Consider the following 20,051-nt stretch of genomic DNA (forward strand, 5'->3'; position numbering starts at 1 on the left):
GAACAAGTCGCGCGAGGAGATCGGGCGGAAACCTCGCATCGGCCTTAGCAATGGTTTCGGCAGTCATCTCCGCCGGCCAGCCAATAGTCCGATAACCAACGATGTTGTACGCCGCTGAGCCGTATGACCCTAGGCAGAAATCCCGCGCTCCGATCTCTTCTTGCTCAGCGTAGACGCGACACATCTCTTTAGAGCCGGTCGTGCATTTCGCCGCACGAGCCTGCACCCGTCTGTGGAAGTCCGCTTGTGCCGCTTGCTCCTCGGCCGTTGGCGGAGGTGCGGGCCGGACCGGTGCGCACTGTCGAGTGGCGCGATCGTAATAGGTTCCTTGCTGAAGACAGGCAGATACGTCGTCTGCGTTCACTGGCATGACCGTGTTGACCGCACCACAACCGCCTAACGCGAGCCCTACCACCAATATGGCGAGCCACCTACTCATTAGCGCCTAACCGGTGCCCAACTCGAAAAATGATGCCGCGAGGTACGGCGGGCTCGGCGCCACGCATCAACCTCATTGGCAAGCGCCCGTATGGTACGCTCGCCTTGGCGGTGAGATTGGGCAATCATCGCGCATAGGAACTCGGCAGCGAAGGCATCGCTGTCACCGCCTTGGCGCTCGATCTCGACTGCAATCTGAATGCGGCACTCGCGTACCGCTTTATCTGTCTCCCCCATGCAACCAGCGTAGAACGGCGCGATGGGGAGTCAAGCCAGATGACCACCCCGGCGAAGCACCCGGCTTACTCACACACGAGACCCGTCATCAATCCGTGATTTGACATTTCGTTCGCGTTTGTCAAATCTGACAAAATGCAGGCCAAGGCCCCTCCCCAGGACCGGATCCTCGACGCTGCCTTGCGCGTGTTCCGGCGCCACGGCTTCCGCCGCTCCTCGATCGAGCTGGCGGCGGAGGAAGCCGGACTGACGCGGCAGGCGCTCTATCATCACTTCGCCTCCAAGGAGGCGCTGTTTCGCGCCGTGCTCGAGCGGATCTACGCGCAGGGGCTCGCTGCGGAAATCGCGGCCGCGAAGGCGGCGGAAGAAGCGGGCCTCGAGCTTGCCGACATCCTGGTCGCCGAGATCGGCGCGCGAATGCAGTCGCTGCTCGCTTCGCTGAAGGACTCGCCCCATACCGAGGAGCTGTTTTCCGAGCACCTCGCGCAGGCGCGCGACCTCTACCAGAGCTATTCCAGCCGTTTCGCCGAAGAGATCGCAACCACGATCGCGCGGGTGTGCCGCAAGCGAAAGCTTAACCTCGAAAGCGGCGTCAGCGTGCGCGAGCTCGCGCGCTGCGTCGAGATGGCGATCCACGGCACCAAATCCGCTTTCCCTGCCATGCAGCCGGTTGACGCGTTCCTGAAACAGCTCGAGACCATGCTGCGCATGCTGATCGCCGGCGCGATGGCGCCGTCCGCAAAGAAGTCCCAACGCAAAACGGGAGTTCGAAAATGACCAGCACGACCATCAATGGACGGCCTCTGGCGCTGCCCGACGATCCGGATGCGCTTTTGATCGACGTGATCCGCGATGGCGGCCTCACCGGCACCAAACTCGTCTGCGGCTCCGGCGTCTGCGGCGCCTGCACCGTGCTGCTCGACGGCACGCCGGTCGTGAGCTGCCTGTTGCCGGCGCAGGCGGCCGCGGGCAAATCGCTGACGACCGTCGAGGGCGTCGGAGCCGCCGGATTGCACCCGGTGCAGAAGGCGTTCATGGCGCACGATGCCCTGCAATGCGGCTTCTGCACACCCGGCTTCGTCGTCGAAGCCGCCGCCTTCCACGACGGCTGGCGCGCGACCAGGGGCGCGGCGACACCCTCGCGCGAGGAGATCGCCGCCGCGCTATCTGGACATCTCTGCCGCTGCGGCGCCTATGAAGGCATTTTTCGCGCTGTGGCGGAGGCTTGTTCGGGCCGCTTCGACGGCATCGAGCCGATCGCGCCGCGGCTGGAAGCCCGCGACAAGGTGACGGGCCTCGCCCGCTACACCGTCGACGTCCACCATGACGGCCAGCTCGAAGGCGTCATCCTGCGCGCGCACGTCGCGCATGCGAGGATCACCGGCCTTGATCTGGCGCCGGCGCGCGCCATTGCCGGTGTTGCCGCGGTCGTTCCGCTGCTCGACGACGACAACATGGTCCGCTTCGTCGGCGCGCCGATTGCAGCCGTCGCGGCCAAGGATCGCCGCACCGCACTGCAGGCCATCGCCGCGATCAGCTTCAAGCCCGAGCCTTTGCCCGCTGTGATCGGGCTCGATGCAGCGCGACGCGACGATGCACCGGTCGTGTTCGAAAAGAAGGACCGCAAGCGTGCCGGCAACGTGTCCGAGGGCGCAGGTGGCGCTCCGGTGTCGTGGAAGGGCAATGTGCGCGGGCCTTCTGCGCCGTTCTCGCAGAAAGCCAAGCGCGCCAAGAGCTGGCTTGACGAGGCGCGCCAGCAACGCAATCCGCTGCTGGTCGAGGAGACCTTTCGCGTCTCGACGCAACAGCACGCAAGCCTCGAACCACATGCCGCCGTGGCCAGGTTCGATGGCGATCAGCTCATTGTGCACATCTCGACCCAAGCCATCCACGAGAGCATGGAGAAGATCGCCAAGCGTTATGGCCTTCCGCACGACAAGGTGCGTGTGATCGCCGATCATGTCGGCGGCGGGTTCGGCTCCAAGGGCAGCGTTGGGCTGGAGACCATCGCCGCGATCGAGCTTGCGCGCGCCGCGAAAGCGCCGGTGCGCGTCGCCTTCGATCGTGAAGAGGAGCTTTCCGTCACCGGCTATCGTCCGGCCGCCGAGCTGAAGCTGTCCTTGCTGCCTTCTGCGGAAGGCCGCCTCAAGGCGCTGTCGCTCACTGCCCATGCAGACACCGGCGCCGCCGTGAACTCGCTGATCGCGGGCCTGGCGCGGCTGATCTATCCGGCCGAAGCAAAGGAGCTCGTCGACTTCGACGTGCTCAGCAATTTGCCGCCCGGCGCGCCGTTCCGCGGCCCCGGCGGTCCGCCGATGTCGTTTGCGCTGGAGCAGGCGGTCGACGAAGCGGCGCAGCGCATGAAGATGGATCCGATTCAGCTGCGCAAGCTCTGGGACCCCGATCCCAACCGCCAGCGACTGTACGACTGGGCTGCCGGCCTCGACGTCTGGAAGAACCGCAAGCCGGCCGCATCGCAGACCGGCCGCTACCGGCGCGGCGTCGGCGTCGCCACCGGTTACTGGCTCTATCTGTGGCAGACCGGCTCCTCGGTCGAACTCGCGATCAAGGGCGGCCGCATCGTCGCAAGCTGCGCGGTCCAGGATATCGGCACGGGCACACGCAGCGTGATCGCGAACACCGTCGCGAAGGCGTTCGATCTCGAGCCGCATGATGTGGACGTTCGCATCGGCCGCTCCAGCCTGCCGCGCGGACCGGGCTCCGGCGGCAGCCGCGTCACCGCCTCAGTGGTGCCGCCGACCTTGCTCGCCATCGACAAGCTGAAAGCGGAAATCAGGCGCACGGCGTCTCGCACACCTGCTCCGGGCTCGAACGCGCCGTGGCGCGAGATGATCGCGGCCTCCCCTGATATCGCCGTGTCGGCCAAACGCCAGGAGGACGGCAAGCCGCCGCCCGGCGTCAGGCCCGCGCTGCACGAGGCGGGCATCATGGGCCGGGTGTTCGGTTGGGTGCTGCGTCTGATAAATCACATGGTGGTCGGCGCCGGCGTGCCGAGCTCGGTGCAGGTGATGGAAGTCGAGGTCGATACCTGGCTCGGCCATGTGCGCGTGCTCAACGCCTATACGGGCCTCGCGGTCGGCAAGCTCGCCGCGCCGGCGCTGGCGCGAAGCCAGGCCGCGGGCGCGGTGATCCAGGGCATCGGCTACGCACTCTATGAGACGCGGGAGACCGATCCCTCGAGCGGCCACATCTTGAGCGGCAGCATGGAGGATTACCGCATCCCGGGGATTGCCGACATGCCGAAACTGGACGTGCATTTCGACGAGGCCGGTTTCGAGCATGTGCCGGGTGGCAGCGTCGGCATCGGCGAAGTCGCCACCGTGCCGACCTCGCCCGCGATCGCCAACGCCATCCGCGATGCGATCGGCGTGAGACTGACTGAAATTCCGTTCCGGCCCGATCGTCTTGTGGCCGCGCTGAAAGGGAGGGATGCAGCATGAGTGTCGCCGTCATCACCGCCAATCCCACGCCTGAATTCCGCGCCGGAGGCACCGACTTCAGCGAACGCCGCCGCAGCGGCGTGTCGCAGGGAATGCTGATCGATATCTCGACCAGCGGCGACAAGACGATCAGCTGGGGAGCCGATGGAGCGGCCCGGATCGGCGCGCTCGCCACCATCGCCACGATCGCGACCGACGCTCGCATCCTCGCCGCTTATCCCGGCATTGCGGCGAGCGCGCAGGGACTCGCCACGCCACAGGTGCGCCACGTTGCAACGCTCGGCGGCAATCTCGCGCAGCGTTCACGCTGCTGGTATTTCCGCCGGGCCGACATCGATTGCCTGAAGAAAGGCGGCAGCACCTGCCCTGCCCGTTCCGGCAATCATCTCTATGGCGTTGCCTTCGATCTCGGACCGTGCATCGCGCCGCATCCCTCGACCATGGCGGCGGCTCTGCTCGCCTATGATGCGACCATCACCACCGACCGGCGCAGCGGATTGACGATTGCCGGCCTGCTCGGCGACGGCTCGCTCTCACACGCCGATCACGCACTCGCAGCAGGCGAGATGATCAAGAGCATTGCGCTTCCTGCTCCGCATCAAGGCGAGCGCGCTTCCTACAAGCGGGCGATCAGCCGGACCTATGCCGAATGGCCGCTGGTGGAACTCTGCGCCCGCGTCGTGATCGCCGGCGGCAAGTTCCAGCTGGTGCGTCTCGCTGCCGGCGGCGTCGCGCCCGTGCCGCTTCGCCTCACCGCCGTGGAAGTCCAGCTCAGCGGCAAGCTTGCCAATGCGGCATCGATCGCAGAGGCGGCGAAAGCGGCGAGCTCAGGTGCCAAGCCATTGCCGATGACGGCCTACAAGCTCGATCTCCTGCAAGGGCTGGTGCGCGACGTGCTAGAGCGGCTTTCGGACTAAAGCGCGATGAGAATGGGATGAATCATCATCGCGCTTTAGGTTGTTGTTCACGCATGATCTCTCCGGAAAAGCGCTTCGCACTTTTCAGGATCATGCTTTAGCTAGCCGCCTGAGCGACCTGCCAGCCGCCCACGGATATCCGGCTTCAGCACCTTGCCGACCTTGGAGCGCGGCAGATCGTCCCAGACTTCGATCTGCTTCGGTGTTTTGACGCTGCCGATCCGCTGCTTGACGAAGGCCGCCAGCGCCGTCGCATCGACGCTCTGGCCGGCACGGGGCTGCACCACGGCAACGATACGCTCACCCCATTTCTCGTCCGGAAGGCCGATCACGGCGCAATCCTGTACCGCCTCATGCGCCCGCAGCGCGTTCTCGACCTCGATCGAATAGACGTTGAACCCGCCGGTGATGATCATGTCCTTGGCGCGATCGACGATGTAGAGGTAGCCATCGTCGTCGATGTAGCCGATGTCGCCGGTGTGGTGCCAGCCATGCGCGGAGGCCTCCGCCGTGGCTTCGGGATTTTTGTAGTAGCCTTCCATCACCAGCGAGCCGCGAACCACGATCTCGCCGCGTGAGCCGGTCGCCAGCAAATTGCCGTCGCCATCCATGATGCCGGCCTGCACCAACGGGCTGATCCGCCCCGCCGAGGCGAGGCGCTCCATCGCGATCGTGCCATCGGCATTGTAATGCTCATCCGGTGCCATCATCGAGATCATCATCGGGGCTTCAGTCTGACCGAACAACTGCGCCATGGGCCCGATGCGCCGGAGCGCCTCCGCAAGCCGTGCGGCCGAGATCGGTGCCGCGCCGTACCAGAAGCATTGCAGAGACCCGAGCTTCGCCGAGTCGAGCTTGGGATGATCGAGCAGCATGTAGATCAATGTCGGCGGCAGGAAGGTGTGCGTGACATGGTAGCGCTCGATCAATTCGAGGAATTCCGCGATGTCGGGGCGATGCATGATCACGATGCGACCGCCGAGCGCCATAATCGGGAAACACAGCACACCGGCCGCATGGGTCAACGGCGCGAGCGCGAGATAGATCGGACGCCCCCTGAAGGGATAGCCCATCAGCGTCAGCGCCGTCATGGCTTCGATGTTGCGGCCCGACAGCATGACCCCCTTCGGTTTTCCGGTGGTGCCGCCGGTGCCCGGAAGCATCGCGAGATCGTCGACCGTCTCGCGTTGATATTGGTCGGTGGCAAGGCCAGCGAGCCAGCCGTCGAACGAGGGCGCGAAGGGCAACTCGGCATCGAGGCAGACGAGGACGCGCAGCTTCGGCAGCTCTGCACGCACCGCCTCGACCATCGGCGCGAAGCTCGAGTGAAACAGCAGCAGGCTGCAGTCGAATTGGTCGAGGACGAGCCGGTTCTCGGCAGCCTCGTTGCGTGGATTGATCGGGCACCAAACCGAGCCCGCGCGGGAAATGCCGAACACACATGCAAACGCGACCGGATCGTTGCCGGACAGGATTGCGACCTTCTCGCCGGCAGCAATACCCGATCGCGCGAGCCCGCGCGCGACGCGGTAGCTCAGCTGCTGCACCTCGCGATAGCTGAGATCGCGACCGTCCATGGTCAGGCACGGCGCATCGGCGCCGAGCGAGGCACCTTTGTCGAGGTAATCGATGAAGCGCATGATCAATCCCGGAAGCAGCTGGCCGGTGGCGCGCGGCCGCGCCACCCGTGATCTTGCTCAGTCGTGCACGGTGAGGATCGGTCTGCTGACCAGCCCGAAGCTGCGCAGCTGGCCGAGCAGCTCGTGGTGACCGAATGCCTGGCAGCCGGAGGCGAAACCCACGCGCTTGGGCGGCTGCTGCAGCAGATGCGCCGCGGCATAGGCCTGCAACAAGCCGGTCTGCTTGTAATTGCTGTTGCCGTTGATGACGCAGTGCGCGCGTCCGAGCGGGCCGGAGGCATGCACCGAATCCAGCGACTTGTTGACGCGCGGGTTCTCGCGCGGCGGCATGGTGTTCATCACGCCGGCGGCGGTCTGCGCCAAAGCAGTGTAGCGGTCGTCGGGGTTCATGTTCTTGGTCGCGTCCAGCGCGGCGGCGACGATCTGCGGCACGCCCAGCATCAGCGCGCGGTTGAACACGCCGCCCAGCACCTTCACGTTGGCCACGCGCGGATCGCGCTTGAACCACACCGGGTGCGAGGTGCCGCCCCAGGGCAGCGCCAGGGCGAGCTCATGCTGGCCGGGGATGGCGAGGTTGTAGAGGCCGGCATCCGCCTGATGCTCGACATACTTGTTCTGCTCCAGATAGTAGGCCTTGGCCATCGCGGCGTTGACCAGGATGGTCTGCGTCGAGGCGATGGTCGGGCTGCCGCCCCAGAACACGGCGATGTCGAGCGTGTCGAGGCCGGGCGTCTCCAGGCACAGCTGCGCGGCGATCTCGCCGGTGGTGTACATCTGCGCGATGCCCGGCGCGAGCAGCAGGCCGGCATTGGCGAACTTGGTGCCCCATTCCTGCTCGAGCGTGATCAGCCAGTCCTGCTCGCCTGTCGTGTCGGTGTAGTGGCATCGGGACGCCCAGCAAGCCTGCACCACCTCGGCACCGAACCTGGCGAAGGGGCCCACGGTGTTGAGCACCACCGAGGCGCCGTTGAACAGCTCCGTCAGTGCGCTCACGGTGTGCGGCACTTCCACCACCTCGTAGTCGGCGGTCTCGATACCGGCCACGTTCGCTTTCATTGCGGCGTTGAGCTTCTCCGCGCTGCGCCCCGCGGCGATGAAGGGGATGTTGTACTCGCGTAAGTATTCGCAGACCAGGCGGCCGGTGTAGCCGGACGCGCCATAGACGATGACGGGCTTCTTCGCGCTCATTCTCGTTCCTCCGAAATGTTCGTTGTCGGGTTTGCAGCTCACATTCCCATGCCGCCATCGACCGGCAGTCCGATGCCGGTGATGAAGCGGGCTTCGTTCGAGCACAGGAACACCGCAGCATTGGCGATGTCGCCGACCTCCGCGAGCTTGCCGAGAGGCGTCTGCTCCACCACCGAGCCGACCGCGGCGTTGACGTCGGGCGCGAGACCGATCTTGACGATGTCGTTGGCGAGCTGCAGGCCCATGTCGGTCGGGATCAAGCCAGGATAGATGCAGTTGACGCGGACGCCATAACCGAGCTTGCCGGCCTCCATCGCCGCGACCCGCGTCATGCGATCGACCGCAGATTTCGTGCCGGAATAGACCGCGATGCTCGGGAAGGCGATCGTCGCCGCGACAGACGCGATATTGACGATCGCGCCACCTTTGCCCGCCGCTCCGCCCGGCCGCATCGCGCGGAAGGCGTGCTTCATGCCGAGCACGGTGCCGACGATGTTGACGTCGCACATCCGCCGCGCATCCTCGGCCCTGATCTCGCTGACCAGCGACGTGATCTCGATGCCGGCATTGTTGATGAGGATGTCGTAGCCGCCGAGGGTGGCGACCGTCGCAGCAGTCGCTTTCTCCCACTGCGCATCGTCGGCGACATCGAGATGCACGAAGCCGGTCTTCACTCCGAGCCTGGCGATCTTGCCGGCGCTATCCTTGCCGGCGTCATCGAGAATGTCGCCGATCATGACCGCCGCACCGGAGCGCGCCAGTGCTTCTGCAATAGCCGCTCCTATCCCGCGGGCTCCGCCGGTGACCAGGGCTTTGCGGCCATCAAGACTCTTCTCACTCATCGCACGTCCTCCCTTTGCTTGGACTGATCTGTTGGACTGATCTGTTCGCTGATGATCGGTGCGCGCTGCGATTGGCAGCACGGTGCCGGCGCGGTTGCGCAACGGCATGCGAGTCCGTTCCGGCGGCGCGGCGCCGGCGGGTGCATTTCCTCCATTTGCTGACGTCTTGACGACTGTCCAAATTTCTTGGCGCGCACACTCCTCCTGGAACTTGACAGTTGTCAAGGAAAAAATTTGACAGTTGTCAAAGAGGATGGTCTGTAGACGATGACCGACGACGTGATCGTGGTGACCAAGAGACGGGAGACAGCGCGACGATGGCGCGGCAAGCGACAGGAGCGGCGAAGCGAGAGGCCGTGGCGGAGATCGTGCGGGACGACAAGTTCAACGCGCGACGCATCGAGCTTGCCGAGGCGGCGCTCGAAACGCTTGGAGAGCTCGGCTTCGCCCGGACCAGCCTGCGGGAGATCGCGCAGAACTCGGCGTTCACGCACGGCGTGTTCCACTATTATTTCAGCGACAAGCTCGACCTGATCTGCTGCTGCGTTCGCCACTACAAGGCCAAGTGCGTGACGCGCTATGACGAGGTCGTCGCGACGGCAACGAGCCGCGACGAGTTGACGGAAGGCTTCCTCGCCAAGCTCGCAGCAACGCTGCAGAACGAAGCCCGCATGCACCGGCTTTGGTACGATTTGCGCTCGCAGGCGATGTTCGAGGCGGCGTTTCGCAAGGATGTCCTCGAGATCGACAAGAGCCTGGAGGCGATGATCTGGCGCATTGCCTCTCGCTATGCCGAGCTCGGCGGCAAGCGGCCGGCGTCGTCGCCAGGCGCGCTCTACGCGCTGTTCGACGGTCTGTTCCAGAGTGCGCTGCTCAAGCACCTCGCGGGTGACAGGAGGGCGGTCCCCGAACTGCTCGACGAAGTCCGGCGCCTGCTGCCGACGGTCTGCTGAAGCGCGGAAGTGGCGCCCACGAAGGCGTCGCCGCTCGAGGCCTGCACGTTACGCCATCCAAATTGATCGTCCGACTCGAAACTGCTTAGATGCGGCATGCCGCCGAAAGTCGAACGTCTGCCCAAGCAGCAATTGTGGTTTCCGGCCGGGCGCTATTTTCTGCGCACCATCAAGCGCGATGACGCCTCGCAGCGCTGGGCGGACTGGTTGTCCGATCCCTGGACCGTGCATGTCCTCAACACGTCACCGCGCGCGATGACCAAGGCGGAGATCGCCGACTACATCAAATCCTTCGATCAGCGCGAACGGCTCCTGCTCGGGATATTCGAGCGCGGCAGCCGCATCCATGTCGGCTTCATCCGCCTCGACATCAACGCGGCGGCGAGCGAGGCGCTCGTCAGCGCCGTGATCGGAGAAAAGGAGCACCGCAATGCCGGAGCGACGGTGAACACCTTCATTCCGCTGCTCAGATTCGTGTTCGACGATCTCAAGCTGAGCCGCATCCGCGCGTTCGTGCTGGAGCGCAATCAGACGACCATTCAATATCTGTCCAAGCTCGGATGGACGCTCGAGCCCGAACCCGAAAAACCGGTGCGATCGCATACGGATGGATCGCTTCTGGTATTGCGTCGGATGATCTGGGACCGGCCCGGTTTCCAGGCCTGGTTGAAGAGCCCGATCGGGCAGCGGATCGTGAATCGCATGGAAGCGGCGCGAGGTTGAGCCCCGGCCGCTCCCTTTGTCTGCTTAAGCGATCAATCAGTACTTCGCGACGACGGGTGACCCGCCGAACCGATAGTTGATACCTACCTTCACGATATCGATGTCCTGACGAATATCGATCAACGCGGTGGTGGCGGCGGCTGGATTGGCGAATCCCACGCGCTTGCTGTCGAAGCCGTAGTGAGTGTACTCGACCAAGGCCGACCAGTTCGGGGCGAAGGCCCACTCGACACCGGCACCTGCCACCCAGCCGACACGATCGGTGCTGGCGCTTGAATTGCAGGGCTCAAAAACGAGGAATCCCACACCGGGACAAAAGAAGCCGCCAATCGACGAGAAATTGTTCAGATTGTATCGGTCATGCGCAAACCCGACGCCGCCCTTGCCATAAACGAGCAAGCGATCCCATGTGTAGCCGACCCGACCCGTGACGCTGGCGACCCACTCGGTGCGGCTCGATAGAGTGGCGGGCGCGCCGGTCTTTCCGGCGAAGAAGGGATCGTTGGCGGTGCCGTGAAGATCGGTGGCCGTGAAATCGCCGGCAATCCCGAGCACCCAATTGCTGGCAAATTGGTAGTCGCAACCTACCTGAACGCCTCCTACAATTCCGACGTCTCCGTTCACCCCAATGCGATCACCAGGCACACTGCCTATAGTCATTGCAGGCGAGATGACCGCCCCCGTTCCGATGCCGGGATCCGTGAAGCCCGTTCGGCTCGCACCGCCGCCGACATGACCCCCGACATAGCAGCCGGTCCAACTGAAAGGCACGGCCGCCGCAACCGGCGCTTTCGTGTAGGGACGAGCTCCCAGATCGGCACCTTGAGCGGAGCCTGCGACAATCAGAGCCGACGTCGCCAGCAGCAGTCGTTTCATTCGTCACCCCCGAAGCAATCAGCGATAGAAATCTCCGGTAAGGTACATCGGCCGGCCTCCGCGCGCTGTATTCGAGGAGCAACACTCCGATACATTTGGTACTTCGATACTGTTTGATCACAACGCGCCGCAACACGGCGCCTTAAGCCTGATGACGGCGCTCCAGGCTGAACTATCCGATCGTCGGATGGCTTCGCACCGGCGCGGCCGAGTTCAGGTCACGCCCCTGCCTCACCGCCCCGCCGGAATCAGCGCCCGCATGATCTCCGGCTTCCAGCTTTGACGCGCGCTGTCGAAGGCTGCGAAATCATGATCGAATTGCCAATAGGCCCAGGCCCAGCCGAGCCGCTCCGCGCTTCGCGCCACGAACGACAGATATCTCGTCCGTGCTTCGGCTGGCGCGGCCTCGTATACGCCGAACTCACCGAGATAGATCGGACGCTTCTCCCGTTCGGACCAGGACCGGATCTTGTCGAAATCGGCGCGCGCCTTCTGCTCGTCCTCCGGCGTGCCCCAATCGAGCGCGCCTATTTGCGAGAACGTCGGCGACCACGGTGCGCCCTGATGGGTGAAGCGGATCGGCGCGTAATAGTGGAACGTGACGATGATGTTTCGGTCATCTGACGGCAGGACCAGGTCCTCGACGGGAAGCTCGTCGACGTTGAGAACCGCGGCGATCACCGGCCGCCGGGGGTTGGTGGAGCGGATGATGCCGAGACATTCGTTCAGAAGGGCGTTCCAGGCGGCGGACGTCATCTGCCCGCCCGGCTCATTGAGCACCTCGAAGACGAGCCTCGGATATTTTCCGGCATAGCGCGCGGCGATTTGCGTCCAGAACGCTTTCAGCTTCCCGGCGCACTCGGAGACGTCGCGCTGACAGATATGGGTATCGTGCTCGTCCAGGATGGGGATGAGATTTCGGGCGAGCACCTCCTCGATCACCGCATCGAGCCGCCTCAAGACGATCTCATCCAGCGCATTCTCCGGGTCCATGAACTTGAAGCCGAAGAAATTGATCCGGACGTGCGAGAACCCGGCGCGCCTGATCGTGGTGAGGTTGTCCAGACGAAATGGCGCGTTCCGGCCTCCCTCCCAAATGCCGTCATAGCCGAGGATGTTGATGCCGCGCCCCAGTTTTGGGGGCGCGGACGCGGCCTGTCCGGCTGCTTCTGCCGGGGAGCAGATTGCAAGCACGGATAGCGTCATTGCGAGACCGAAAGTTACAGCCCAGCGGACGCAGATGGCATTCATCCCGCCTGCCCCATCATTGCTGCAGGCCTTGCTGTGGCACCGGCCTGCACACCGCGAAGAAGAATGCGACGAGCAGCACCGAAGTGAACATCGTCGAGCGAAGGAACATCGTCTCCGTGAAATTCGATTGAAAGCTGAGGACGACGAATCCGATGATGAGAGCGCAGTGGCGGCGGTCGATCGTCCGCGTGGCGATCAGGTACAGGACCTTTTCCGAGAACAGATAGACGCTCGCCACGAAAAGCACGTATCCCAGGAATCCCGTTTCCATCGCCACCGCAATGTAGCCGCTATGATAATTGTCCAGCACCCAGCCGTGGTTCTGGTTGAAGTAGTCGTAAATGGCAGGGCGCGTCCAGAACCCGTTGATGCCGAAGCCCAGCAGCGGCGCATCGTCGAAATGGCCGATGGCGTACTGCCAGATGAAGGTTCGCTCGGTCAAATTGATGGTCGATTCGCCGAGATGGATGGAATCGTAGCCCGTGACATAAAAATACAGGATCAGGAGCGCAGCCAGGATGCACATGACGACCGGCAGCACCGCGTAAATCCTCATGCAGCGGATCGACCATAGCGAGGTCATGAGCAGTGCACCGGCGGCAATTGCAACGGCACCGGCACCACGGGATTCCGAGGCGATGACGCATGTCGATGCCAGGAGAAACGTCAGCAGAAAAACTGTCCAGCCCTGGCCCGTCATCTTCTGATAGCAGGCAAAGAACATCAGATAGGCGCTGATGAAACCGAGGGTCTGCTTCGATTCGTAGATTCCCTGCCACTGGCCGTTGTGCATCCAGCTCTGATCGACGCCGATCTCGGGCACGAAAACCGCGCACAGGGCCGAGGCGGCGACCAAGATGAAGAGTCCCAGCGCCGTCGCTCCGACGATCTCGTCGATGTCGATCCGCGTGATCAGGCAGTACGCACCAAAGGTCGTCATCACGAGGGCCGCGCTCTTCATGATCGCCGCGGTGGCGAGGCCGGTCCAGAGCACAGAAACAGCGGCGAGAGCATAGAATGCGACCAGCGCGATGAAATCGGGATTGGGCTGCACGCGCAGGCTGGGTCGCACGAAGGCACTGGCGTAGATCAGGATGACCCACATCAACAGCGCAACGGCCTGTTGCACGAAGCTCCATTCTGCGGGAAGCAGCGCGGGGTTGAAGACACCCATCGACGCGATCACATTGACGGTGATCGAGCCACGCATCACGATTCTGGCGAGCTTTTCCACGCCGACGCCGGGCGCTTGCCAGATCGCGCTGTCGTCCTCCTCGGAATCGTGCAGGCTGGTCATGAGCTGACCGCCTGACGCGCGGCAAATCTTGCCTCACCGCGCACCACGGGCGCCTTCGCACGCGCGCCTGCCGCGGGCATCGGCCGGTCGAGGCCTGATTCCCAGAGCCGCTCTCCCGCCGCGGCGGCGAGGCGCAACGGCGTCATTCCATTCCCAGTCACGTCCGCTCGGTCCACGGCTTCGAACGGCTCTCAGCGGATTTTGGCGCCGCCCACTGTGCCGTGCGTCTCAGGCGGGAAGATTGTCGTACCTTCTACCTTTGAGATCAAGGTGGCATGACGGGACGCCGCCCTCACAATCAGGTGCGAGACACGATTGGGCCCTTGCCGGGCGGGAAAAAAGAACGGTTACGCCGCCGTTGCCGGCGGCAGCGCCAGCACGGAATAAATCGCCTGCGCATCGCGCGAGGCGCGGAGCTTCTTGGCGATGTCCTGGTCGCGCAGCAGACGGGCGATGCGGGCGAGCGCCTTGAGGTGATCGGCGCCGGCGCCTTCGGGGGCCAGCAGCAGGAAGACGAGATCGACCGGCTGGCCGTCCATCGCCTCGAAGTCGATCGGGCGATCGAGCCGCGCGAACAGGCCGAAGATCTTCTCCAGCTTGGGCAGCTTGCCGTGGGGAATGGCGACGCCATAGCCGACCGCGGTGGTGCCGAGCTTCTCCCGCTGCAGCAGCACCTCGAACACCGAGCGCTCGTTCTGCCCGGTCAGCTCGGCGGCCTTGGCCGCCAGCTCCTGCAGCGCCTGCTTCTTGCTGTTGACTTTCAATGCCGGGAGAATCGCCTCGGGTGCGACCAGATCGGTAATCGGCATGGAAGCTTTCCGAGGTGAATTAAACCGTCAGGTTCCGATTTGGCCAGCTTGATAGACCAAGCTCGGCCGGCGTCAATAACATGAAGCAGGAGGCGGACTTAGCCCCGATCCAGATGTGGGGGGCTTCTACTCCAACGCAATCCCGGTGCCAACTCCCGCGTGCGGCTTTGCCCCCGTCATTGTTAAGGGTCGGGATGGTACGGGCGCCGGCTGGCGGGCCTAGCCACCGCCCTGGCCGTCCACCTTGGCTCCCGGCGGGTCGATCCAACCCACATTGCCGTCCGCCCTGCGGTAAATGATGTTCACCCGACCGGACGAGCCATGCTGGAATACCAGGCAGGGTGCCCCGCTGAGGTCGAGTTCCATGACGGCTTCGCTGACCGAGAGCCGCTTCAGCGACGTGGTTTGCTCGGCGATGATGACGGGGCTGTAGCCGGCGACTTCCTCTTCGCCCTCTCCGGGCGCTTCCAGCACATAGCTGGTGGCGTCGAGCGCAGCCATCGCCTCTGAGGCGGCATGGGCCTTGCGCGCGGAGCGGTCCTTGAGCCGGTTCTTGTAGCGCCGCAGCCGCTTCTCGATCATCACCAGCGCCTGGTCGGCACTGGCATAGGCATCCGGTGCGTTCGAATCGGCTTCCAGCGTGATTCCCGAATCGAGATGCAGGGCGCAATCGGTGCGAAAGCCGAAGCCGTCCTTGCTCAGCGTGATGTGGCCGGAATAATTGCCGTCGAAATATTTGCGCAGCACCTCGTCGGTGCGGTCGGCAACGCGGCCGCGCAGCGCCTCGCCGACGCTGATGCTCTTTCCCGAGATTCTGAGAGTCATGTGATGCCTCGCTTGGTTGGTGCCCAGCTTGGATCGGTCTCGATGGGGCATCGAGAGTAGCGCGATTTGGCGCCAGCGCAATCAGGCCGGTTCGGGATTGCGGGAGCGATCGGACAAGGCGGTAGAGAGGACGTTACCAAGAGCGCTCTGCTTGTCGCGGCGGCGTTGCACCGAGGAAGGTATGCGCATGGCTTCGCGGTACTTCGCGACCGTGCGGCGGGCAATATCAATGCCCGAGGCGCGCAAGCGTTCCACGATGGTGTCGTCCGACAGGATCGCGGAGGGCTCCTCCGAATCGATCAGCTGCTTGATGTGGTGACGCACCGCTTCCGCCGAATGCGCTTCGCCCCCGTCGGCCGAGGCGATCGAGGCCGTGAAGAAATATTTCAGCTCGAACGTGCCGCGGTTGGTCGCCATGTATTTGTTGGCGGTGACACGCGACACCGTGGATTCGTGCATCTGGATGGCGTCGGCGACGGCCTTCAGATTGAGCGGGCGCAAATGGGCGACACCGTGGGTGAAGAACCCGTCCTGCTGGCGCACGATCTCGGTCGCCACTTTCAGGATGGTGCGGGCGCGCTGGTCGAGCGCGCGCACGAGCCAGGTCGCGTTCTGCAACGCATCCGTGAAATAGGACTTGTCGCCGTCCTTGCCGATCTTCTTCGACAGCTCGGAATAATAGGTCTGGTTGACGAGCACGCGCGGCAAGGTGTCGCTGTTGAGCTCGACATGCCAGCCGCCGTCGGGACCCGGGCGGACATAGACGTCGGGCACCATGGTCTGCAGGCGCGCCGAGCCGAACTTCATGCCGGGCTTGGGATTGAGGCGGCGGATCTCGCCGATCATGTCGGCGATGTCCTCGTCGTCGACGCCGCAGATCTTGCGAAGAGCCGCGATGTCGCGCTTGGCGAGCAGATCGAGATGCTCGACCAGCGCCTGCATCGCGGGGTCGTAGCGGTCGAGCTCGCGCAGTTGGATCGCCAGGCATTCGCTTAAGGAACGCGCGCAGACCCCGGGCGGATCGAATTTTTGCAGCACGGCGAGGACGCTTTCGACCTCGGCCTGCGACGCGCCGAGACGCTCGGCGGCTTGGCCGAGATCGGGCGGCAGATAGCCGGCCTCGTCGACGAGGTCGATCAGGTACTGGCCGATCATGCGTTGCGCGGGCGCGGTGAAGGCAACCGAGAGCTGCTCGGCGAGATGGCCCGACAACGTCGTCTCGGCCGCGACAAAAGCTTCGAGATTGTAGTCTTCGTCACCGGAGGCGCCGCCGCCCCATTCGGTATAGGTGGTTGGCGCGGCATCCTGCGCGTTGCGCGCGGCCGCCTCGGCCGGCTCCTCGGAGAAGACGTTGTCGAGGCCGGTGTCCAGGGTTTGCTCGATCTCGGCGCGGGTGCCGAGATCCTTGCTCATCCATTCTTCCTGGCCCGGCTCGAAGCCTTCCGCGCTGCCGCCGAAGCCGTCCTCGCCCTGGCCATCGCCATGACCGTCACCTTGGCCGCCCCCGGAATCGCCGTAACTGCCGGCCTCGGCCGAAGCTTCGCCCGCGGGGGCCTCGTCACTGGCCCGTTCCAGCAGCGGGTTTCGCTCGAGCTCCTCTTCCACGAAGGTCGTGAGATCGAGATTGGACAATTGCAGCAGCTTGATCGCCTGCATCAGCTGCGGCGTCATGACTAGCGACTGCGATTGCCGGAACTCTAATCTCTGCGTAAGCGCCATGAAGCAAGAACCGATCCCAAAAGTTGGTCCGATTTTTGCTTATCCTAGTCTCAGCCCGATGTACACGGCTTGACGAATTGGAAAAAAGGGCTAGAGGCGGAATTCCTCGCCAAGGTAAAGGCGGCGCACGTCCGGATCGGCAACGATCTCATCCGGGGTTCCCTCGGTCAAGATTTCCCCGGCATAGACGATATAGGCACGGTCGGTGAGGCCGAGCGTCTCGCGGACATTGTGGTCGGTAATCAGCACGCCGATGCCGCGATTGGTGAGATGGCGGACGAGGTCCTGGATGTCGCCGACCGCGATCGGGTCGATGCCGGCGAAGGGCTCGTCGAGCAGCATGTAGTTCGGCCGCGTCGCCAGCGCGCGCGCGATTTCGACGCGGCGACGCTCGCCGCCGGACAGCGCGATCGACGGTGATTTCCGTAGCCGCGTGATGTTGAACTCGTCGAGCAGCGAGTCGAGCTGCTGCTCGCGCTTCTTGCGCGAGGGCTCGACCACTTCGAGCACGGCGCGGATGTTCTGCTCGACGGTGAGGCCGCGGAAGATCGAGGCTTCCTGCGGCAGATAGCCGATGCCGAGCCGCGCGCGCTGATACATCGGCAGCTTGGTGACGTCGTGGCCGTCGAGCTCGATCGCGCCGCGATCGGCCTTGATCAGGCCGGTAATCATGTAGAACACGGTGGTCTTGCCGGCGCCGTTCGGGCCGAGCAGGCCGACGGCCTCGCCGCGGCGCACATAGATGCTGACGCCGCGCACCACCTGGCGGCTGCCAAAGGCCTTTTCCACGCTATGCACAGCCAGGAATCCGGGCCGCTTCAACAGCTGCGGCGCGCCGGCACCGTTGGACCTGGCGGCCGTTCGGACGGGATGAACCGCCTGCGGACGCGGCTCGGCCTGATAGTCGGCCTCGTAGTCGCCCGTGTAGTCACCTTGGAACTGGTCGGGCCCGCGGGGCTGGTCGCGGGCAATCGGCGTGTCCCTGACGGGACTGGGCACGAGGCCGCCGACGCTGTCCCCGAGCGCAGTGATGTCCTGACGCGCAAATCCTGGCCGGCCGCGCTTGGCGGGGCGCCGACGGAACATGCTGAAGAGATCGACCATCCCCGCCTTCTAGCCTTTGGCGTCGTCTTGCGCGAAATCCGCGCGATCTGTCGCGCCAGCCTGAGCGATTGGCCGACGCAGCATGGGTGAAGGAATGTCTCATGCCCAGTGAAACACGCCCGAAAAGCGGCGGACCCCGCTTCGAAAGCCCTGCGCGCTAGATACAGGCTCGCCGGGCAGGCTTCAACCCTCGGTTCGGCCGCATCCGAACCAAGCCGTTGAATTCATTTTGGTTTACTTGCACCGGGTAACTGCAAAGGCGGCGCGCCGCCGGGCTTGCCCGAACCGCAATCGTTGCTGGAGCCCTGCGGCAGCAGGACCTGAACCCGGCCGCTGTCGGATTCCACACGTGACACGCCGGTCGTCATATCGACAGTCAGCCGATCGCCCCGCATGACGTTCTTGCACTGGGTCATGACGACTTGGCCCGAGCCCCCGCCGAACATGGTGATCAGGTTGGTCTTGGTGTCGAACACGGCGCTCTCCCCCGTCACCACCTGGTCCTTCTGGGTGACCACGACATTGCCGCGCGCCTCGAGCCGCTTGATCGAGGAGCTGCCGCCCGGACCCGGCTGCGCCGACTGCATCGGCGCGCTCTTGGTCGCTTTCGCCGCAGGCTGCGGCGCGGCCGGCTTGTCGCCGCCGCCCGAATCGTAAAACACCACCAGCGTCTTCGAGGTCATGGTGGTGTCGCCCTGCACGACCTTCACATTGCCGGAGAAGGTCGCCTCCTTCTTCTTGTCGCGCATCTCGAGCGAGGCCGCTTCGATCTGAATTGGCTGATCGCGGTTTTGCGTAAAGCCCTGCAGCGCGTTGTTGGGCGCAGTCGCCGAACTCTGCGTGCGGCCTTCACCGGATGCGATCAAGACACCAAAGGCAAGCGCGGCTGCGCTGACGATCGCGCTGCGCCTGTTGTCGTTGCGCGAGAAGAACTTCATCATGAAAATCACTTCGAATTGGCAGACTTGTTCTGAGGCGTGCGCGTCTTCGTCGGCGCAGGCTCGGTTGGTCCAGGCTGAGCAGCGGCGGGTTCATCCAGCTTGTCCAGATGCATCACCACATTGCCCTCGAAGCGGATGACGTCGCCGCCTTCGGTAATTCGCAGGCGATCCGCACTCAGCGTGCCGTTGGTCAGCTTGACGTCGACGCGCTCGTCCGAGGAGACCGTGCCCTTGCCCATGTCGACGAAGGCGGAATTGAGCCGCGCCTCGTAGCCGGTCGAGGTGCGCAGCAAGATGTCCTTGCGCAGATCGAGCTGCTGCTGCTTGTTGTCGAAGCGGCCGGTGCGGGCATCGAGGAACAGGGTCGACTTGTCCTCCATCAACACTTTCGCACGCAGGTCATTGAGATCGACATGATCGGGATCGGTGATGTCCTGCGTCGCGGTCTTGGCCCAGAGCTCGTAGGGCCGCTGGTCCGGCGTGTAGCCGGCGAGGTGCGGCGATTCCATCGTGATCTTGGTGCCCGACACCACCAGATTACCGGAGTCGAGCGGCAGCTTCGGCATCAGCATGCGGAACGGATTGAAGATCGAGACGCCGACGATGACAGCCATGGACAGCACCACAGCACCCGGGACCGCGATGCGCAGAATCCGCACCAGGCGGCTGTGGCGGGCCGCGCTGGCAAACTTCGCCGCAAGCGCGGCGTCGTAGGTGGGGTTCTGGGCCGAATTCACCGGGGTTCCTGCTTACCTGTCTCCTGACGTATCGCTCGCCTTGTCCGGTCGAGGGGGCGCACCCCATTCTATCCGGCGCCGCCCAAATATGCA

Annotated in this window: 17 protein-coding genes; 5 read left to right on the top strand and 12 right to left on the bottom strand. The window is 64.2% G+C overall.

Annotation, left to right across the window (positions count from 1 at the left end; translation table 11 throughout):
* Positions 1 to 810: 810 nt before the first annotated feature.
* Genes I6F36_RS20405 through I6F36_RS20415 form a run of 3 tightly spaced genes read left to right on the top strand, consistent with a single transcriptional unit; the run spans position 811 to position 5,053 of the window.
* Positions 811 to 1,452, top strand: coding sequence for a TetR/AcrR family transcriptional regulator (locus I6F36_RS20405; RefSeq protein ID WP_225172024.1), 642 nt, complete (start codon positions 811 to 813; stop codon positions 1,450 to 1,452).
* Positions 1,449 to 4,136 (top strand): molybdopterin-dependent oxidoreductase, encoded by a 2,688-nt coding sequence (locus tag I6F36_RS20410; protein WP_225172025.1) that lies wholly within the window; start codon positions 1,449 to 1,451, stop codon positions 4,134 to 4,136. Before I6F36_RS20405 ends, I6F36_RS20410 begins: the two co-directional genes overlap by 4 nt.
* Positions 4,133 to 5,053 carry a xanthine dehydrogenase family protein subunit M gene (locus tag I6F36_RS20415; RefSeq protein WP_225172026.1) on the top strand — a complete coding sequence of 307 codons (921 nt, stop codon included), beginning with the start codon at positions 4,133 to 4,135 and terminating at the stop codon, positions 5,051 to 5,053. Before I6F36_RS20410 ends, I6F36_RS20415 begins: the two co-directional genes overlap by 4 nt.
* Positions 5,054 to 5,154: 101 nt before the next feature.
* Here the strand turns inward: I6F36_RS20415 and I6F36_RS20420 are convergent, their stop codons facing one another.
* From I6F36_RS20420 to I6F36_RS20430, 3 genes are read right to left on the bottom strand one after another with little or no spacing between them, the layout of a single operon-like run.
* Positions 5,155 to 6,693 (bottom strand): AMP-binding protein, encoded by a 1,539-nt coding sequence (locus tag I6F36_RS20420; protein WP_225172027.1) that lies wholly within the window; start codon positions 6,691 to 6,693, stop codon positions 5,155 to 5,157.
* A gap of 57 nt (positions 6,694 to 6,750) precedes the next feature.
* Entirely contained in the window at positions 6,751 to 7,881 is a 1,131-nt protein-coding gene (locus I6F36_RS20425; protein WP_036024411.1) for a DUF5938 domain-containing protein, read from the bottom strand.
* 38 nt (positions 7,882 to 7,919) lie between these two features.
* Positions 7,920 to 8,723 (bottom strand): SDR family NAD(P)-dependent oxidoreductase, encoded by an 804-nt coding sequence (locus I6F36_RS20430; protein WP_225151962.1) that lies wholly within the window; start codon positions 8,721 to 8,723, stop codon positions 7,920 to 7,922.
* A gap of 317 nt (positions 8,724 to 9,040) precedes the next feature.
* On the opposite strand from I6F36_RS20430, the gene I6F36_RS20435 reads away from it, so the two are divergent.
* Together I6F36_RS20435 and I6F36_RS20440 are read left to right on the top strand one after the other, a co-directional pair.
* A complete protein-coding gene (locus I6F36_RS20435; RefSeq protein WP_057026598.1) occupies positions 9,041 to 9,676 on the top strand; it encodes a TetR/AcrR family transcriptional regulator in 636 nt (211 codons plus the stop codon).
* A gap of 96 nt (positions 9,677 to 9,772) precedes the next feature.
* Entirely contained in the window at positions 9,773 to 10,399 is a 627-nt protein-coding gene (locus I6F36_RS20440; protein WP_036009173.1) for a GNAT family N-acetyltransferase, read from the top strand.
* Between the two features lie 36 nt (positions 10,400 to 10,435).
* Here I6F36_RS20440 and I6F36_RS20445 read toward each other — a convergent pair whose 3' ends face one another.
* From I6F36_RS20445 to lptC, 9 genes are all read right to left on the bottom strand, one after another.
* Complete coding sequence (locus I6F36_RS20445; protein ID WP_225172028.1) at positions 10,436 to 11,275, bottom strand: outer membrane protein; 840 nt, start codon at positions 11,273 to 11,275, stop codon at positions 10,436 to 10,438.
* A 231-nt stretch (positions 11,276 to 11,506) separates the two neighbouring features.
* Positions 11,507 to 12,526 carry a glycoside hydrolase family 5 protein gene (locus I6F36_RS20450; RefSeq protein WP_225172029.1) on the bottom strand — a complete coding sequence of 340 codons (1,020 nt, stop codon included), beginning with the start codon at positions 12,524 to 12,526 and terminating at the stop codon, positions 11,507 to 11,509.
* A 13-nt stretch (positions 12,527 to 12,539) separates the two neighbouring features.
* A complete protein-coding gene (locus tag I6F36_RS20455; RefSeq protein ID WP_225172030.1) occupies positions 12,540 to 13,760 on the bottom strand; it encodes an O-antigen ligase family protein in 1,221 nt (406 codons plus the stop codon).
* 410 nt (positions 13,761 to 14,170) lie between these two features.
* Positions 14,171 to 14,632 carry a PTS IIA-like nitrogen regulatory protein PtsN gene (gene ptsN, locus I6F36_RS20460; protein WP_008141251.1) on the bottom strand — a complete coding sequence of 154 codons (462 nt, stop codon included), beginning with the start codon at positions 14,630 to 14,632 and terminating at the stop codon, positions 14,171 to 14,173.
* 219 nt (positions 14,633 to 14,851) lie between these two features.
* Positions 14,852 to 15,457 (bottom strand): ribosome-associated translation inhibitor RaiA, encoded by a 606-nt coding sequence (gene raiA, locus I6F36_RS20465; RefSeq protein WP_036009184.1) that lies wholly within the window; start codon positions 15,455 to 15,457, stop codon positions 14,852 to 14,854.
* A gap of 81 nt (positions 15,458 to 15,538) precedes the next feature.
* Positions 15,539 to 17,176 (bottom strand): RNA polymerase factor sigma-54, encoded by a 1,638-nt coding sequence (rpoN, locus tag I6F36_RS20470; RefSeq protein WP_225128030.1) that lies wholly within the window; start codon positions 17,174 to 17,176, stop codon positions 15,539 to 15,541.
* A 90-nt stretch (positions 17,177 to 17,266) separates the two neighbouring features.
* Positions 17,267 to 18,280 (bottom strand): LPS export ABC transporter ATP-binding protein, encoded by a 1,014-nt coding sequence (lptB, locus tag I6F36_RS20475; protein ID WP_036024403.1) that lies wholly within the window; start codon positions 18,278 to 18,280, stop codon positions 17,267 to 17,269.
* A 224-nt stretch (positions 18,281 to 18,504) separates the two neighbouring features.
* Positions 18,505 to 19,221: an LptA/OstA family protein gene (locus tag I6F36_RS20480; RefSeq protein ID WP_036003381.1), complete on the bottom strand. Its 717-nt coding sequence runs from the start codon at positions 19,219 to 19,221 to the stop codon at positions 18,505 to 18,507.
* A 5-nt stretch (positions 19,222 to 19,226) separates the two neighbouring features.
* Complete coding sequence (gene lptC, locus I6F36_RS20485) at positions 19,227 to 19,958, bottom strand: LPS export ABC transporter periplasmic protein LptC (protein ID WP_036003378.1); 732 nt, start codon at positions 19,956 to 19,958, stop codon at positions 19,227 to 19,229.
* Between the last annotated feature and the right edge of the window lie 93 nt (positions 19,959 to 20,051).

The organism is Bradyrhizobium sp. BRP19, assembly GCF_020194195.1.
Classification (GTDB): Bacteria; Pseudomonadota; Alphaproteobacteria; order Rhizobiales; family Xanthobacteraceae; genus Bradyrhizobium; species Bradyrhizobium yuanmingense.

What these genes read in the sequence shown, in the direction of transcription:
- I6F36_RS20450 (WP_225172029.1), bottom strand. Translation starts at nt 12,526, where the DNA reads ATGAATGCCATCTGCGTCCGCTGGGCTGTAACTTTCGGTCTCGCAATG.
- I6F36_RS20410 (WP_225172025.1), top strand. Translation starts at nt 1,449, where the DNA reads ATGACCAGCACGACCATCAATGGACGGCCTCTGGCGCTGCCCGACGAT.
- I6F36_RS20425 (WP_036024411.1), bottom strand. Translation starts at nt 7,881, where the DNA reads ATGAGCGCGAAGAAGCCCGTCATCGTCTATGGCGCGTCCGGCTACACC.
- I6F36_RS20430 (WP_225151962.1), bottom strand. Translation starts at nt 8,723, where the DNA reads ATGAGTGAGAAGAGTCTTGATGGCCGCAAAGCCCTGGTCACCGGCGGA.
- ptsN (WP_008141251.1), bottom strand. Translation starts at nt 14,632, where the DNA reads ATGCCGATTACCGATCTGGTCGCACCCGAGGCGATTCTCCCGGCATTG.
- lptB (WP_036024403.1), bottom strand. Translation starts at nt 18,280, where the DNA reads ATGGTCGATCTCTTCAGCATGTTCCGTCGGCGCCCCGCCAAGCGCGGC.
- I6F36_RS20415 (WP_225172026.1), top strand. Translation starts at nt 4,133, where the DNA reads ATGAGTGTCGCCGTCATCACCGCCAATCCCACGCCTGAATTCCGCGCC.
- I6F36_RS20480 (WP_036003381.1), bottom strand. Translation starts at nt 19,221, where the DNA reads ATGATGAAGTTCTTCTCGCGCAACGACAACAGGCGCAGCGCGATCGTC.
- rpoN (WP_225128030.1), bottom strand. Translation starts at nt 17,176, where the DNA reads ATGGCGCTTACGCAGAGATTAGAGTTCCGGCAATCGCAGTCGCTAGTC.
- I6F36_RS20440 (WP_036009173.1), top strand. Translation starts at nt 9,773, where the DNA reads ATGCCGCCGAAAGTCGAACGTCTGCCCAAGCAGCAATTGTGGTTTCCG.
- I6F36_RS20405 (WP_225172024.1), top strand. Translation starts at nt 811, where the DNA reads ATGCAGGCCAAGGCCCCTCCCCAGGACCGGATCCTCGACGCTGCCTTG.
- raiA (WP_036009184.1), bottom strand. Translation starts at nt 15,457, where the DNA reads ATGACTCTCAGAATCTCGGGAAAGAGCATCAGCGTCGGCGAGGCGCTG.
- I6F36_RS20420 (WP_225172027.1), bottom strand. Translation starts at nt 6,693, where the DNA reads ATGCGCTTCATCGATTACCTCGACAAAGGTGCCTCGCTCGGCGCCGAT.
- I6F36_RS20435 (WP_057026598.1), top strand. Translation starts at nt 9,041, where the DNA reads ATGGCGCGGCAAGCGACAGGAGCGGCGAAGCGAGAGGCCGTGGCGGAG.
- I6F36_RS20445 (WP_225172028.1), bottom strand. Translation starts at nt 11,275, where the DNA reads ATGAAACGACTGCTGCTGGCGACGTCGGCTCTGATTGTCGCAGGCTCC.